Origin of the sequence: Nonomuraea mangrovi, from assembly GCF_042681425.1 — a bacterium.
In the GTDB taxonomy this organism is placed as follows: domain Bacteria; phylum Actinomycetota; class Actinomycetes; order Streptosporangiales; family Streptosporangiaceae; genus Nonomuraea; species Nonomuraea mangrovi.
This window is the reverse complement of the sequence record NZ_JBHUFV010000033.1, coordinates 820,497-835,628: the sequence shown is the minus strand read 5'-3', so window position 1 is coordinate 835,628 and position 15,132 is coordinate 820,497. Positions and strand designations below refer to the sequence as shown.

The 15,132-nt window shown below is 72.1% G+C and carries 11 protein-coding genes; 3 read left to right on the top strand and 8 right to left on the bottom strand.

The features are described from left to right. The first annotated feature begins 56 nt into the window (after window positions 1–56). Complete coding sequence (locus tag ACFSKW_RS22235) at window positions 57–2,279, top strand: thiamine pyrophosphate-dependent enzyme (RefSeq protein WP_379574238.1); 2,223 nt, start codon at window positions 57–59, stop codon at window positions 2,277–2,279. 60 nt (window positions 2,280–2,339) lie between these two features. On the opposite strand, the gene ACFSKW_RS22230 is transcribed toward ACFSKW_RS22235, so the two are convergent. The 3 genes from ACFSKW_RS22230 to ACFSKW_RS22220 are packed head-to-tail and all read right to left on the bottom strand — an operon-like array spanning window position 2,340 to window position 4,813. Further along, window positions 2,340–3,434, bottom strand: coding sequence for a magnesium and cobalt transport protein CorA (locus ACFSKW_RS22230; protein ID WP_379574237.1), 1,095 nt, complete (start codon window positions 3,432–3,434; stop codon window positions 2,340–2,342). Between the two features lie 10 nt (window positions 3,435–3,444). Then, window positions 3,445–3,918, bottom strand: a complete 474-nt coding sequence (locus tag ACFSKW_RS22225; protein WP_379574236.1) for a nuclear transport factor 2 family protein — start codon at window positions 3,916–3,918, stop codon at window positions 3,445–3,447. Between the two features lie 16 nt (window positions 3,919–3,934). Further along, window positions 3,935–4,813 carry an amidohydrolase family protein gene (locus tag ACFSKW_RS22220; protein WP_379574235.1) on the bottom strand — a complete coding sequence of 293 codons (879 nt, stop codon included), beginning with the start codon at window positions 4,811–4,813 and terminating at the stop codon, window positions 3,935–3,937. A gap of 178 nt (window positions 4,814–4,991) precedes the next feature. On the opposite strand from ACFSKW_RS22220, the gene ACFSKW_RS22215 reads away from it, so the two are divergent. Both ACFSKW_RS22215 and ACFSKW_RS22210 read left to right on the top strand, forming a co-directional pair. After that, on the top strand, window positions 4,992–5,708 hold the full coding sequence (locus ACFSKW_RS22215) for a M50 family metallopeptidase (RefSeq protein WP_379574234.1): 717 nt from the start codon (window positions 4,992–4,994) through the stop codon (window positions 5,706–5,708). 71 nt (window positions 5,709–5,779) lie between these two features. Beyond that, the gene (locus tag ACFSKW_RS22210) at window positions 5,780–7,597 is read left to right on the top strand and encodes a serine/threonine-protein kinase (protein ID WP_379574233.1); all 1,818 of its coding nucleotides are present in this window, start codon (window positions 5,780–5,782) and stop codon (window positions 7,595–7,597) included. On the opposite strand, the gene ACFSKW_RS22205 is transcribed toward ACFSKW_RS22210, so the two are convergent. The 5 genes from ACFSKW_RS22205 to ACFSKW_RS22185 all read right to left on the bottom strand — a co-directional run bounded on the left by ACFSKW_RS22205 (window position 7,575) and on the right by ACFSKW_RS22185 (window position 14,981). Continuing rightward, the gene (locus ACFSKW_RS22205; RefSeq protein ID WP_379574232.1) at window positions 7,575–8,600 is read right to left on the bottom strand and encodes a winged helix DNA-binding domain-containing protein; all 1,026 of its coding nucleotides are present in this window, start codon (window positions 8,598–8,600) and stop codon (window positions 7,575–7,577) included. The genes ACFSKW_RS22210 and ACFSKW_RS22205 overlap by 23 nt on opposite strands. A 79-nt stretch (window positions 8,601–8,679) precedes the next feature. Then, window positions 8,680–10,740 carry a transglutaminase TgpA family protein gene (locus ACFSKW_RS22200; protein ID WP_379574231.1) on the bottom strand — a complete coding sequence of 687 codons (2,061 nt, stop codon included), beginning with the start codon at window positions 10,738–10,740 and terminating at the stop codon, window positions 8,680–8,682. A gap of 90 nt (window positions 10,741–10,830) precedes the next feature. After that, the gene (locus tag ACFSKW_RS22195) at window positions 10,831–11,904 is read right to left on the bottom strand and encodes a DUF58 domain-containing protein (RefSeq protein WP_379574230.1); all 1,074 of its coding nucleotides are present in this window, start codon (window positions 11,902–11,904) and stop codon (window positions 10,831–10,833) included. Between the two features lies 1 nt (window position 11,905). Next, window positions 11,906–12,841: an AAA family ATPase gene (locus ACFSKW_RS22190; protein ID WP_379574566.1), complete on the bottom strand. Its 936-nt coding sequence runs from the start codon at window positions 12,839–12,841 to the stop codon at window positions 11,906–11,908. A 25-nt stretch (window positions 12,842–12,866) separates the two neighbouring features. Continuing rightward, window positions 12,867–14,981 (bottom strand): hypothetical protein, encoded by a 2,115-nt coding sequence (locus tag ACFSKW_RS22185; protein WP_379574229.1) that lies wholly within the window; start codon window positions 14,979–14,981, stop codon window positions 12,867–12,869. Window positions 14,982–15,132 lie beyond the last annotated feature (151 nt).

Sequence of the window (15,132 nt, the reverse complement as noted above, 5' to 3'; positions counted from 1 at the left end):
CTTCGTCCTCACGTTCGGGCAGACGAAGGGACCATGCGCGCGACATAATCGGGCTTGTGGCGCGCGACACTGTTGAGACTCATTTCACCGAAGCGGTTGCGACGCTCAGGGCGGGCGCTCCCAGAGACCCGGCGGGGCCCGTCAGAGACGGCACCACGCTCACCGGGCAACGCTGCCGCGAGCTGTTCGACCGCCAACTGGGCAGCCGGCTGCTCGACGTCGCCGCCAGATGGCTGCGCGAGCAGAACGAGGGCTTCTACACCATCGGCTCGGCGGGCCACGAGGGCAACGCCGCCGTGGCGGCCGCCGTCAGGACCTCCGACCCCGCGCTGCTCCACTACCGCTCAGGCGCCTTCTACCTGACCCGCTCCTCCATGGCGGGCCGCCTGCCCGAGCAGGGGCTGCGCGACGTGCTGCTGGGGCTGACCGCCTCAGCCGACGAGCCCATCGCGGGCGGCAGGCACAAGGTCTTCGGCCATCCCGACCTCGCGATCATCCCGCAGACCTCCACGATCGCCAGTCACCTGCCGCGCTCGGTCGGCGTCGCGCTGGCCATCGAGCGGGCCAAGGCGATCGGCGTGCCGACGCCGTGGCCCGATGACGCGATCACGGTGTGCAGCTTCGGCGACGCCTCGACCAACCACGCGAGCGCGCTGTCGGGGTTCAACACCGCCTCCTACGCCACCTACCAGGGCCAGCCGCTGCCCATCCTGTTCGTGTGCGAGGACAACGGCCTGGGCATCTCGGTCCGCACGCCCAAGGGATGGGTGGCGACGGCCGCCCGCCGCCCCGGCATCGAGTACTTCCACGCCGACGGCTGCGACCTGGCCGACGCCTACGACGCGGCCACCCGCGCCGCCGACCACGTCCGCTCGACACGCGCGCCCGCCTTCCTCCACCTGGACACCGTGCGGCTGATGGGCCACGCCGGCTCCGACGTGGAATCCTCCTACCGCACCCAGCGCGAGATCCGCGCCGACTACGAGCGCGACCCGCTGGTGCGCACCGCCGCCCTCCTCGTCGAGGCCGGGCTCGCCACCCCCGAGGAGCTGCTCAAGCGCTACGAGTCCGAGCGCGAGCACCTGCTGCGGATGGCGATGGAGACCACCCGCACACCCAAGCTCACCTCCGCCCGCGAGATCGCCGAACCGCTCGCGCCGCGCAGGGCGGACCTGATCGCCAAGATCAGCCCGGTCGCCGCCGAGCCCTCCGCCAGGGAGAAGGCCTTCGCGGGACAGCTCCCGGAGAAGGAGGACAAGCCGCTCACGCTGTCCCAGGCGATCAACCGCACGCTGGCCGACGCGCTGGCCGTCTACCCCGAGATGATGGTCTTCGGCGAGGACGTCGCCAAGAAGGGCGGCGTCTACGGTGTGACCCGCGGCCTGCAGAAGCGCTTCGGCGCGGGCAGGGTCTTCGACACGCTCCTCGACGAGCAGGCCGTCCTCGGTCTCGCGCTCGGCTCGGGCGTGTCGCGGATGCTGCCGGTCCCCGAGATCCAGTACCTCGCCTACCTGCACAACGCGCTCGACCAGATCCGCGGCGAGGCGGCGACCATGTCGTTCTTCTCCCGCGGCGCCTACCGCAATCCGATGGTGGTGCGCGTGGCCGGATACGCCTACCAGAAGGGGTTCGGCGGGCACTTCCACAACGACAACTCCGTCGCGGCGCTGCGTGACATCCCCGGCGTGGTCATCGCCTCGCCGTCCAGGCCCGACGACGCCTCCGCGATGCTGCGCACCTGCCTGGCGGCGGCGCGCACCGAGGGCTCGGTGTGCGTGTTCCTCGAACCGATCGCCCTCTACAACACGCGCGACCTGTTCGACGACGGGGACAACGGGTGGCTCGCGCCGTACGCGCCGCCGTCCAGGTGGGCGGAGACGCACGTGCCGATCGGCCGGGCGCGCGGCTACGGCGACGGACGCGACCTGACGATCGTGACGTACGGCAACGGCGTGCGGATGAGCCTGCGCGCGGCGGTCAAGCTCACCCAGGACGGGGTGAGCTGCCGGGTGCTCGACCTGAGGTGGCTGGCGCCGCTACCGCTGGAGGACCTCATGCGGGCCGCGGAGCTGACCGGCAAGGTGCTGATCGCCGACGAGTGCAGGCGGACCGGCGGGGTCTCCGAAGGCGTCATGACGGAGATGCTGGACGCGGGCTTCTCCGGACAGATCGCCCGGGTGACGTCGGCGGACAGCTTCATCCCGCTGGGCGAGGCGGCCGACCACGTGCTGCTGTCGGAGGCCGAGATCGAGCAGGCCGCCAGGAAGCTGCTCGGCTGACCCTTTCCCGGGTACGGCAGGCGGCCCGCGCCCGCCGTACCCGCGACACCCGAGGTGGGGTCACAGCCAGTCGCGGCGTTTGAAGACCAGGTAGAGCACCAGGCACACCGCGGCCATCAACACCAGCGCGAACGGGTACCCGGCCACCCAGTGCGTCTCCGGCATGTGGTCGAAGTTCATGCCGTAGATCGTGCCGACCAGCGTCGGCGCGAACAGGATGGCCGCCCACGCGGAGATCTTCTTGACCTCCTCGCTCTGCGCGTAGCTGGCCCTGGTCTGCTCCTGCGCCACCATCGTCGAGTTGATCACCAGGATGTTCTGCAGGAGCTGACGGAACCCCGCCACCCGCTCGGAGACGGTGATCGCGTGGTCGGCCACGTCCCGCAGGTAGCTCTGCAACTCCTGGTTGACCCCGTACTTCGAGGCGCCCGCGATGAACCCGTCGATCATCGGCAGCAGCGGGCTGGTGGCCCGCTGGAACTCGATGACCTCGCCGGACAGCTCGTAGACCCTTCGCGAGACCGAGGGATCACCGCCGAAGACTTGCACCTCGATCTCCTCGATGTCCTTCTGCAGCCCGGCCACGACGGGGGCGTAGCCGTCGACCACCGCGTCGAGGATGGCGTAGAGCACGGCCTGCGGCCCCTGGCGCAGCAGGTCGGGGTCGGACTCCATGCGACGGCGCACGGCGCTCAGGTCGGGCGACTCCGCGTGCCGTACGGTGATCACGAAGTTGGCGCCGACGAAGACGTGCACCTCCCCGAACGCGACCTCCTCGACGTCGTCCAGGTAGGTGGCGGCGCGCAGCACCACGAACAGCATCTCGCCGTAGCGGTCGGCCTTGGGGCGCTGGTGGCCGACGATGGCGTCCTCGAGGGCCAGTTCGTGCAGGCCGAACTCCTCCGCGAGCTTGGCCAGCTCCCAGTCCTTCGGCCGGTAGAGGCCGATCCACGCCATGCTGCCGGGGGTCTTCTTGAGGCTGTCGAAGGCGTCGGCGAGGGAGGCGGGCGTGCCGATGCGGTGGCCGTCGAGGTAGAGGGCGTTGTCGATGACGGTGGGGCGGTAGGGCGAGTCCTCGTCGGCGCGCGGATCCATCGAGTGCTCGGGGGCGGGCTCGCGGACGCCGCTGCGCAGGAAGCTCCTCATCCGTGCCATACCCGACCTCCTAGGACAGCTGAAACTCGTCGAGAGCCCGGTGGGCGCGATCGCGGATGGTCTTGCGGAACATCGGGGTCCAGCCGAGCAGCAGCCCCGCGGGCCTGCCGAGAGCCATCCTGGACCACAGGCGGAAGTCGAAGTCGTCACGGTGGCGCACGATCAGGTCGTCCTCGAAGCGGAAGAAGGCCTCCACCTCGTTGACGACCTCGCGGCCCGTGCTGGTCAAGGTATAGCGGGCGGTCCAATGGGCGCTACCCGCGTGGGAGGAGGCCGCGAGGTCGCGGAAGGTCACCGCGACACCGCTTCCCCTGGACAGCATCAGCCGCCACATGGCCATGACCCTGTCGCGGCCTTCGAGCTCCTGGAACAGGGGGTCGCCGAAGCTGACGTCGGGGTGGTAGCAGTGCTCCATGGCGATGGTGTCGCCCTTGGCGAGCGCCTCGTAGAAGGCGCCGATCAAGGCCACGTGCCGGTTGTCCATGACGTCCCCCTCCAATTCAGATCATGCGTACCGCATTCTCCCAGCACACCGCGCGAAGCCAGTCATCGCCCATGTCGAGTCTGTCCAGGCCGTCGAGCTGGTGGGCGTAGGCGTACGGAATGGTGGGGAAATCGCTGCCGAGCAGCACCTTCCCCGCAAGGCCCAGTTCACGCAGCCGGGGCCTGAGCGCGGCGGGGAAGGGCATGAGCCGCGCGGCGAAGTCGGTGAACGCCATGGTGGTGTCGAGGGCGACGCGCTCGTGCCGTTCGGCCAGCGCGAAGAAGTCCTCGTACTCGGGCATGCCGAGGTGGGCGATCACCATGCGCAGGCGTGGGTGGCCGCGCATCACCTCGGCGACGGGCTCGACGCCCACGCAGCCGCCGGGGACGGGAACGGAGCTGGCGTGCACGACCACGGGGACCCCCGCGTCGGCGAGCAGGCCCCAGACGGGGTCGAGCTCGGGCAGGCGAGGGTCGAAGGCACCGACCTGGAGGTGGATCTTGAAGATTTTGACCCCGTCGTCCAGGGCCTGCCGTACGTAGTCGAGGACGCCGGGCTCGGGGAAGAAAGTGGCCGACGGCAGGCACTCGGGTACCTTGCGGGCGAAGTCGAGCGTCCAGGCGTTGAGGTCGGCGGCCATGCCCGGCCTGTGCGCGTAGGCGAGGGCGGGGAAGGCACGCACGCCCATGGAGGTCAGCAGGGCGACGCGCTCCTCGACCGGTTGCCGGTAGCGGATCTGCCAGCCGTCGCCCATGAGAGGGCCGCCGTGGTCGAAGTGGTGCCAGACCCGGCGTTCCATGCGCTCGGGCAGGAAGTGGACGTGCAGGTCGATGATGCCCGGCAGGCCGAGCGCCTGCCACCAGGCAGGAATGGCAGAATCTTGTTCTATCCCCACACGGCGACCTTACCCAAGGCCCCTCGCGGTCGCGGAAGCTCTCGGGCGGCTCTCTGGCGCGCGAGCTCGCACCGCCGAGCCCGGCCTTCCTCGCACACCTCGCATCGCGCCGGAAACCCCGGCCTCCAGGCGTCATCCGCTCAACAGGAGCAGGGGCAACCGGATAGGGTCGGGTTCGATGGACAAGCTATGGGCCCACCTGGTCGAGGCTCAGTCGCCGCCCGCGCTGTGGGTCGTGGCGCTCTCGGCACTGGCCGCGTTCGCGATCGTCGCCTACCGCCCCTCGTGGCACCTTTCGCGAGGCCTCGTCACGATCGCCCACGAGGGCGGCCACGCGCTGGTGGCACTGCTCAGCCGCCGCCAACTGCAGGGCATCCGCCTGCACTCCGACACCTCGGGCGTGACCCTCACCAGGGGCAGGCCCACGGGCCCCGGCATGATCTTCACCGCGCTGGCCGGCTATCTCGCCCCGTCCCTGCTGGGGCTGGCAGGCGCGTGGCTGACCGCGGAGGGGCGGGTCACGCTGCTGGTCTGGACCGTGCTGGGCTTCCTGGTCTGCATGCTGCTGCTGATCCGCAACCTGTACGGCGCGCTGATCCTGCTCGTCACCGGCGGCGCGGTGTTCGCCCTGTCCATGTACGCCCCCGGCGACATCCAGATGATCGTGGCGCACATCGCGGTGTGGTTCCTGCTGTTCGGCGGGGTCAGGCCGATCCTGGAGCTGCAGCACAAGCGGCGAAGGGGCCACGCGCCCGACTCCGACGCCGACCAGCTCGCCCGGCTGACGTTCCTGCCCGGCGGCTTCTACGTGCTGTTCTTCCTGCTGGTGGCGGGCGCCTCGGTGGCCGGCGGAGCCTGGCTCATGATCCCCGCCGCCGACGTCCCCTGGTGGTGACCTGAAATGCCCCTACGCCCCGCGAGTCACCTGAAACCACACTAAACTCGCCCGGGACGGGGGGAGGGGACGTGCTGCCAGGGGAGGACGCGCCGGGCTACCGGGTGCTCGACACGGCGGGCCAGGGCGGCTTCGGCGTGGTCTACAAGGCCTACCAGGAGCGTCTCGACCGCGTCGTCGCGCTCAAGGTCCTGACCGTGGACAGGGTCGACGCGCGCACCATGCGCCGGTTCCAGCGCGAGCTGCAGCTCACCGGGCGGCTGACCGGCCACCCGAACGTGGTCACCGTGTTCGACACCGGCACGACCCGCTCCGGCAAGCCGTACATCGCGATGGAGTTCTTCGAGAACGGCTCGCTGCGCGACAGGGTGCGCGCGCAGGGGCCGCTGCCGGTGGCCGACGTCCTGCGCACCGGCGTCAAGCTCGCCGCCGCCCTGGCCGCGGTGCACGAGGCCGGGGTGCTGCACGGCGACATCAAACCGCAGAACATCCTCATCTCCCGGTACGGCGAGCCCGCCATCGCCGACTTCGGCGTGGCCAGGGTGGTCGACTCCTCGGAGACGTCGGCCACGGCACAGGCGTTCACGCCGCTGCACGCCGCGCCCGAGGTGCTGAGCGGGCAGCCGCACAGCGCTTCCACCGACGTGTACTCGCTCGGCTCGACGCTGTACCACCTGCTCGCGGGCCAGCCCGCCTTCCACTCGGCGACCGACCCTTCGATCGCGCCGCTGATGTTCAGGGTCCTGAGCGCCGAACCACCGCCGATCAACAGAGCCGACGTGCCGTCCGCCGTCGCGGGCGCGATCGTGCGCGCGATGGCGAAGGCGCCCTCGGCACGGTACGAGTCGGCGTGGGCGTTCGCCAGGCGACTGCGGGAGGTGCAGCAGGAACTCGGCCTGCCGGTCACCGACCTCGTCGCCGCCGAGCCCGCCCCCGGAGGCGAGCCGACCTTCCCCGTACGGCAGGCCGCCCCACCCGCGATGTCGCCATCCGTGCACGCCCCTCCCGCGACGTCTCCATCCGTGCACGCCCCACCCGCGACGTCGCCATCCGTGCACGCGCCGCCCGCCGCGCCGGCATCCGGCTCGCCGTACGCCCCCGCCGGACCTCCCCCCGGCCCCGGCTCCATGGCACCCACCCCCGTGGCCCCCGCTTCAGCGGCGCCCGCATCTGTCTCCCCCGCTTCAGTGGCCCCCGCTTCAGTGGCCCCCGCTACCGTGCCGCCCGGCGTCGCCTCCTCCGCGGTGGCGGCAGGTCCACCGCACGCGCCCGGCGCGGTCCACCCCGGGCATCCCGCGCCTCCCGGGCACCGGCCCGACGGCGGACCGCGCGGGCATGCCGAGGCACCCGGGTACGCCGAGGCGCGCCATGCCTTCACCGCTCCCGCCCGCTCAGGCCGGTCGCCGCTGCGCGGACGCCTCCTCATCGGCGGTGCGGTCGCGGCAGTCGCCACGGCCGGCGTGCTCCTCGTCCTCCTCCTCCCCTGGCGACAGCCGCAGGACCCGGGGACGCAGCCGAAGCCGCCGGTGGCCAAGGAGCCGCAGCCGGCCAAGGATCCTCAGTCGGCCAAGCCGGCCGAGATCGGCAAGGCGGCGCGCGACGCCCTCGCGCCTCGCGGGCTTCGCATGGTCGCCGACAGGGGCGCCGTGGTCACCCTCCGCTGGACGCTGCCCGCCGACGCCCGCCGCTACCCGCTCATCCTGCAGCGCGAGCCGGCCGACGGGCAGCAGCTCGCCTCGCTCCAGGCGGGCGACACCACGGCCAGAGTGGTGGGCCTGGACCCCGACACCGGCTACTGCTTCCTGGTCGGCGCGGCGCTGGAGATCAGTCAGAAGAGCACGGTGGCGTGGTCGAAGCCGTACTGCATCAGGGGCGCGGTGACCCGCTGAGGTAGGCGCGGACGTCGGCCACCTCCGCCTTCCACGGGCCCGGATCCCGCTGCTCGAACGGCGCGAGCGTCACCTCTTCGCCCTTGCGTGACCACGTGCCCTCGATGACACCGTCGGCCAGCATGACAGGGCGCAGGATCCCGCCGCCGGGGAACACCGCGCGGCGGTGCCGCTCCTCGAGGATGAGAGCGCGGTCGGCCCAGCCGAGGAGGTACTCGTCGAAGGCGGGCGCCAGCCGTACCGCGCCGTTGGTCTGCCCGCCCGCTTCCGCGTCCGCGCCCCGAAGCGTGAAGCCGCCGAGGGGTGCCGCCTCGAGGCGGGAGGCGATCAGGTCGAAGGCGGCGCGGGCCGTGCCCAGCGGAAGGCCCGACCAGGCGGCGAGGTCGTCGGGGGTGGCGGGGGCGTGCGCGCGCAGGTAGCGCAGGGCGAGCTCGGCCAGCGCCCTGTCGCGGTCCTGTTCGAAGGTGACGGGCGCGCCGAGCCAGTCGACCGCGTGCACGTAGGTGGGCTTGCCCCGGTGGAGCGGGCCCAGGACGGCCAGACCGTGGAAGGCGGCGAGAGCGACCAGGTGGACGACCCCCTGGCCCTTGGCGCGGCCCGCGAGCCTCGCTTCGAGCTGGGCCTTGGTCAGCGGGCCCTGCCCCGCGAGCGCGTCGCCGATCAGGGCGGGCAGGTCGTCGCCCGTCACGCCCTCCTGGGCGAGCCTGCGCATCGTGCCGGTGTCGTTGCGGGTCAGGGCGAGCAGCCAGGGCAGGTCGTCGCGGTGGACGAAGTGGAGGGTGCCGCGCGGTCCCCACGCCCTGACGATCTCGCGGTCCTCCCATGCGGCCTCGATCTCCTTCACGGTGACCGAGGCCGACCTGGCGCGGAAGGCGAGCAGCGCCGAGGGGACGTCCTGCGCCTGGACGGCGAGCAGGTGGCGGACCATCTCGCCGGCGTCGAGGACGGACGGGCGATGCAGCAGCTGGGCTGACAGGCGGGCTCTGCGCAGATCGTTCGGCACAGGGGGAGCCTACGGGGCGGCGCCGACAGAACCTCCGCCGCCGGCTCGGCGGGTGAGCGCGCGGGCCGGGGAGGACGGGTCAGGAGCGGGTGAAGGCGCGGGGGTCGAGGCGACGGAGCAGGCGGGCGCGGACGGACCTCGTACGGCGGGCATGGGCGCGCACCGCGTCGCTGCAGCGCCAGGCGGCCTCCGCCCCCTCCTCGCCCAGCGTGTCCGGCGCGTACCTGACGTGGTTGGCCAGGTCGGCCAGCGGCCGCAGCTCCCGCGCGTCAGGGTGCCCGGCCACCACCTCCGCGGCCGTCAGCGTCCGCTCTCCGCCCAGCCCGAGGTCGTCGCAGGCCTGACGCCACGCCCCCATGACCCGGTCGGCGGCCGTCCCGCCGCGGCGGCGGGATCGACGCCGCCACCACGGCAGCGCCGCCGCCACGACCAGGTACAGGAGCGGGACCGCGGCGGCCGTCCACCACCACGGGGACGCCCCGTCCGAGGCCACGGGCCCGACGGGCGTCTTCTTCGCCGCAGGCTCCTTGGCCTTCGAGGTGCCGCCCTGGCCGAACTCGCCCTCGAGCTGCTCGCTCTCCTGGATCTCCGCCGACACCACGTCGTGGTCGTCCTTCGCCCCGCTCCTGCCGGGCGTGGGGTAGAAAGGCCGCCATCCGAGCTTCTCGAACTTGATCTCGGCCCACGCCAGGACATGTCCTGAGCGCACGTGGTAGACGCCGTTCTCCGGCGCGCCTGGCCTGAATCCCACGACCACCCTGGCAGGCAGTCCCAGCGTCCTGGCCATCAGCGCGAAGGCGGACGCGAACTGCTCGGAGGTGCCCCGATAGGTCGTGTCCATGAAGAACTCCAGAGCCTTGAGCGAGTGCCCAGGCGGCGCCGTGATGTCGTACTTGGCGGTGGTCCTCAGGAACTTCTGCAACCGGTATGCCTGGCCGATGGGCGTGTCCGCCCCCTTGGTCGCCTGCCGCGCCGTCCTCCTGAACGGCTCCTCCTGCGGACCGGGAGGGAAGGCCGTCAGGGCGGGGTCGGCCGCGGGAACCGCCGCCAGCAGGTCCTCCCTCGTGGGCGCGGCCACGCGCGAGACCACCTGGTAGCCGAACCCCCTGCCCGTCTTGGCCGAGGTGAGCAACGCCCCGCTGTCGGGGTCCACGGCCAGGCCGCGCGCGCCCGTCACTTCGGCGGGCCGTTCGGCGGCGGGCAACCACGTGCCCTGCAGCTGCTCGAAGGTGACCGTCTGCCGCACGGTCGTGGTCCTGCCCGTCCACTCGTCGGACGGCACCCTGCCGCCCGTCGGCTGGAAACGCGCGCCGGACGTCCAGCGCACCCCGTCGTAGCGATCGAGTACGGCCAGCCGCCAGTTCAGCGGCTTGTCCGCTTTCACGGTGAACAGCGGCCGGTCGGGGATCTGCAGCCACGCCGACACCCTGTCGAGCGGGCTGACGCTGCCGACCCTGACCGGCGGCGGCAGCTCGGCGTCCGTTCGAGGGTTGTACGGCTCCCGCGCCATCGGCAGCAGAGGACCGAGCAGGGAGGCGGCGAGCGCGACCACGCCGAGGGCGGGCAGCGCCGCGACCAGCCACGTGGCGGGCCGATCCTCACGCAGGACCAGCAGGACGCCGGACAGGACGAGCAGGACGGCCGTCGGTGCCAGGTTGGAGCCTTCGCCGTCGACGCCGAGCAGCAGCGCCACGCCGTACACGAGGAAGGCCGGCAGGGCGGGCGCGAGCCTCAGCCTGGTGCGGGTGATCGTCTCCGCGCCCGCGATGGCCGCCGGCCAGACCAGCGCGTGCACGAGGACGAGCAGCCTGGGCTCGGCCGGCGCGGGCAGCAGGGTGGTGAGCAGCGCCTGCCAGGCGTTCGCGAGGTCTAGAGGGAAGCGCGGGGCCAGGCCGCCGTAGAGGGGGACGGTGGCCGCGGCGAAGAGCAGGACGTTCAGGACGAGCGGGAGCCACAACGGCCTGGTCCTGGTGAGCGCGGCGATCAGGGCGGGCACGCACGCGGCGGGGGCCACGACGGCGAGCAGGTCCGTCGTGGGGAAGACGCGGTGGAATCCCCATCCGGCGGTGCCGGTGATCGCGGCGACGACGGCGAGCGCGGCGAGCCGCCGCCACGCCGGGCTCGGAGTGGGCGCGGTCATCGGCTCGCCCGGACGCGGAAGAGGGCCCTCACCGGGCCGCCCGGACGAAGGAAGGGCGCTCATCGGGCCACCCGGACGAAGGAAGGGCGCTCATCGGGCCGCCCAGACGAAGGGGAGGGTCTCGAGGTCCCTGACGCGCAGCGTGGTCACGCCCGGCACGCTGACCTCCGCCTGGCCGGTGAACACGCAGATCACCCTGTCGAACCGCTTCCTGACTCCAGCCACGCGGGCCGCCTCGGCGGGGTCGGCGGTCACCAGGACGAGGGAGCCGCCGCCGCGCGCCAGCCGCACCCCCTCATGGGAGTCGGAGGGGCCGACCAGCGCCAGCCGGTCGAGGACCAGGTCGGCGTCCGCCCTCGTCTCGGCGAGCACCCCCTCCCCCGTGATCAGCCTGACGGGGAAGCCGGCGCGCGCGGCGGCGAGCGAGACGGAGGCGGCGGCGTCCACGGACAGTTCGTCCAGGTCGCGGGTGTCGAGCACCACGGTCGTGGTCGGCAGGCTCGCGTCGATGAGCTGGCGGACCATGAGCGTGCCGGTGCGCGCGCTTGAGCGCCAGTGGACATGGCGCAGGTCGTCGCCGACGACGTACTCGCGCAACGTGTGGAAGGTGACGGTGCCGCTGGGCGCGTTGTCGCTCGTCGGGCCCTCCAGATGGTGCGCGCGTCCGGACGGCGGGACCGGCAGGGCGACCGTGCGAGGCCGTACCAGCAGGGTGACGGCCTCGCCGTACTCGCGGACCCTGCGGGTGAGGCCGAGCGGGTCGGCGCGGACGATCAGCAGCGGGCCGACCGGGATCTCGCCGCGCACGCCCGTGGGCAGCGAGTAGGAGACGGTCCGGGCCGCGCCCCTGGGCAGGCGGGGCAGTTCGACGGTGTGGTCGCTCGCGCCGAACCTGTCGCGCGCCCGCAGTCCTGCCAGTGCCATGCCGCCGAGGTTGCTCACCTGGAGGACGGCCACCGCCGCGTCGCCGCGCGGCACCTTCAGCGGCGTCACCTCGCGCCGCACCTCCAGCTTGGGCTTCGGCGCCGTCCACGCCAGCGCGCCCGCCAGGGCGAGCAGGCCGCCGGTGGCCAGCACCACGGGTTCCCTGTAGCCCAGGACGAAGCCCGCGACGTACAGGAGGAGCGACCCTGCGAGGGTGCCCCAGCCCAGCGGGGTCAGCATGTCAGGCCGCCTGCGGTACCGGCATTCCGGCCATGAGCTCGCCCAGCACGTCGGCGGCGGTCCGCTCGCGCAGCTCCGCCTCGGGGGTGAGGAGGAGCCGGTGCGCGATCACCGGGACGGCCAGGGCCTTGACGTCCTCGGGCACCACGTAGTGGCGGCCCGTCGACGCGGCCCTGACCCTGCACGCGCGCAGCAGCGCGAGGCTGGCGCGGGGGCTGGCGCCCAGGCGCAGGTAGGGGTTGGCGCGCGTGGCGGCGACCAGGGCCACGATGTAGTCGTAGACGGGGTCGGCCACGTGGATCTGGGTCGCGAAGTCGATCATCGCGGCGACGTCGGAGGCGCGGGCGACCTGCGGTAGCCGCTCGACCTGCGCGCCCGCCTTGAGGATCTCGACCTCGGCGAAGTGGTCGGGGTAGCCGACGGAGATCTTCATGAGGAAGCGGTCGAGCTGGGCCTCGGGCAGCGGGTAGGTGCCGTCCATGTCGACGGGGTTCTGGGTGGCGACCACCATGAAGGGCCTCGGCACGGGGTGCGGCTCGGCGTCGACGGTGACACGCCGCTCCTCCATGACCTCCAGCAGGGCCGACTGGGTCTTGGGCGAGGCGCGGTTGATCTCGTCGGCGAGCACGATGTTGGCGAAGACGGGACCGTGGTGGAACTCGAACTTCTGGTGCGCCTGGTTGAAGATCGACACGCCGGTGATGTCGCTGGGCAGCAGGTCAGGCGTGAACTGGATCCGCCGCCACTCGGCGTCGACGCTGGCGGCGATCGAGCGGGCCAGCGTCGTCTTCCCCGTGCCTGGGACGTCCTCCATGAGCAGGTGTCCCTCGGAGAACAGGCAGACCAGGGCCAGTTCGACGGCTTCGCGCTTGCCTCTGATGACGTGTTCGATGTTGCCCGCGAGGAGCTGGAAGCGCTGCGCGAACTGGCCCGCCATCGAGGCGGTGTCAGGGTAGCTCAACTCAGTTCTCGCATTCGTAGAGCCCGTCGGCCGCCAGGCCGCTGCCGGGGATCGCCATCAGCGTGTCGCTGATGTAGGCCACGCCGCCGTTCCACTCGATCCTGTTCCAGACGTCGCTGCTCTCGCCGCTCTCGCTCTCCGACACCGATCGGCCCTTCGTCTGGCAGATCACGGTGAGCGACCGGTACTGGCCCTTCGGGATCCTGCCGACCTCGCAGCCGCCCTGAGGACCGCACTGGATCAACGAGTCGGTCTGGTTGTTGTTGGCGTTCTGGTAGGCCTTCTTCGGATAGGCGAGGTCGGCGGTGGCCGTGGCGGCGGTCTGGCTCTCCCCCGCCGCGTTCTTGGCCTTCAGCGAGAACTCGTGCTTGGCGTCGTTCCTCAGCCCCTCGGCGCCGAACGAGGTGCCCTCGATCCCGTTGTTGCTCGCCGCGCCCGACAGGACGTAGGTCACGCCCTGTCCCGCCGCGTTCTCGGGGGCGCCCCACGTCAGGTCGGCGCCCTTGTTCTTCGCCTTGGCCTGGAAGTTCGTCGGCGCGCCCGGCGCCACGCACGGCATGGCCGACGCGGACGACTGCGACTCCACCTCGCCGCCCGCCCAGTGCGCGACGACGGTGAAACTCACCTCGGCGCACTGTTCTGAGGCGTACTCGAACTGGAAGGGCCCCTCAGGGCCCACCGACTCGGGGATGACCTTGCCCTGGCCCGACGCCTTGAGCGTGTACTTCTCGACCTTGCCACCCGTCGAAGCGCCGAACGTCACATCCACCTTGCCGGGTCCCGACTTGGCCGAGACCGATCCCGGCGCGCCCGGAGCGGAAGGGCTGGGGGTCGGAGTGGGCGTCTCGGACGGCGTGGGCGTCTGGCTCGGCGTCGGCTTCTTCCGCGCGGTCCTGGTCGGCTCGGGTGCCTCCTCCGTGGGGTCGGGCACCGTCCTGGTCGACTCTGGCTCGGGGTCGGGATCCGGCACGGTGCTGGTCGGCACCGTCGTCGGCGTGGGGCGCGGCTTGGGCGTGCGCGTGGGTCCCGGCACGTCGGTGTCGTCCTTGTCCACGGCGTGCCTGCGGCCCTCAGGATCGATGACGACGGCCCTGTCGCCGTTCTCGTCGTTGGCCCAAAGCAGGCCGTCCTTGACGAACACCTCGATCGGACCCGGCCGGTCGGCCACCTGCATCCGCACGGGGTCACCGCCGGCCGCGGTGTCCCACACGATCATCGCGCCGGCCCGTTGGTCGGGCACGTACACCTTGGTGCCGAGCACCTGCGGGACACCCGCCTCCCTGACCGAGAGGTCGGTGGTCTGCACGGCGTTCGACATGGTGTCGATCACGACGAGCAGGCCGTCGCGGCCCGGCGTGAGGATCGGCACCAGCGAGCCCTCGGTGGACGCGGGCGTCAGCACGCCGCCCTTGCCGGCCTGGGCGACCTCCTTGGGGAGCGTGATCTCGCCCGCGCCGCCGTCCGCGCCGATGATGACGGTGGAGGCCGCCCGGGTGTTGGTGATCACCGGCAGCCCGCCCGCGATGGTGATCGCGAGTTCCTCTCCTGCCTCGCCGACCTTGACCGCGCGCTCCTTCACACCCGCTCTGACGGGTACGGCCTCGCCGGTCGCGGTGACGGGCACCCACAGCCGCCTTCCGCCGTCGATGCGCGCGGAGCCGAGCGGGCCCGGCAGGTCGAGCGGCGTTCCGGTGGTGTTGAGCGTGACGGGGTCGATCCGCTGGACCCTGCCACGGGGGTCGACGGCGTACGCGTCGGAGCCGCTGACGACGAGCTGGAGTCCCGCGGCGCCGAAGTTCTTGGTCTGCGAGACGGTGAGCTGGCTCGGCTCGATCCTGCCGACGAAGCCGGTGCGGCTGTCGACGAGCAGCACGTTCGTGCCGTCCTGCACGACCTTCATGGACTTGCCGGGCTTGTCGTCAAGGTAGCCGTCGACCTCGCCCGACAGGCCGTTCACGTGGACGACCCTGCCCTTGGCCTTGGACCACAGCCACGCGCCCACGTCCGCCAGCTTCGGGTTGGCGGACGAGACGCCCACGCCGAAGACCGCCGCCGCGACCGCGAGGATCGCCACGACCCCGCCCGCGACGAGCGCGGTGACCTTATCCCCACGCACGGTAACTCCGCCCGTATACGCCTATGTCCCCCTTTTACCGGGCCTCACCCTAGCGTGATCCCGCACCACCCGGCAGCCCAACGCGCTCGTCGGCGACCGGCGGTCCACCGCGCCGACGACTCTCTCGCGGCGGTCTCACCGGTCCGCATAT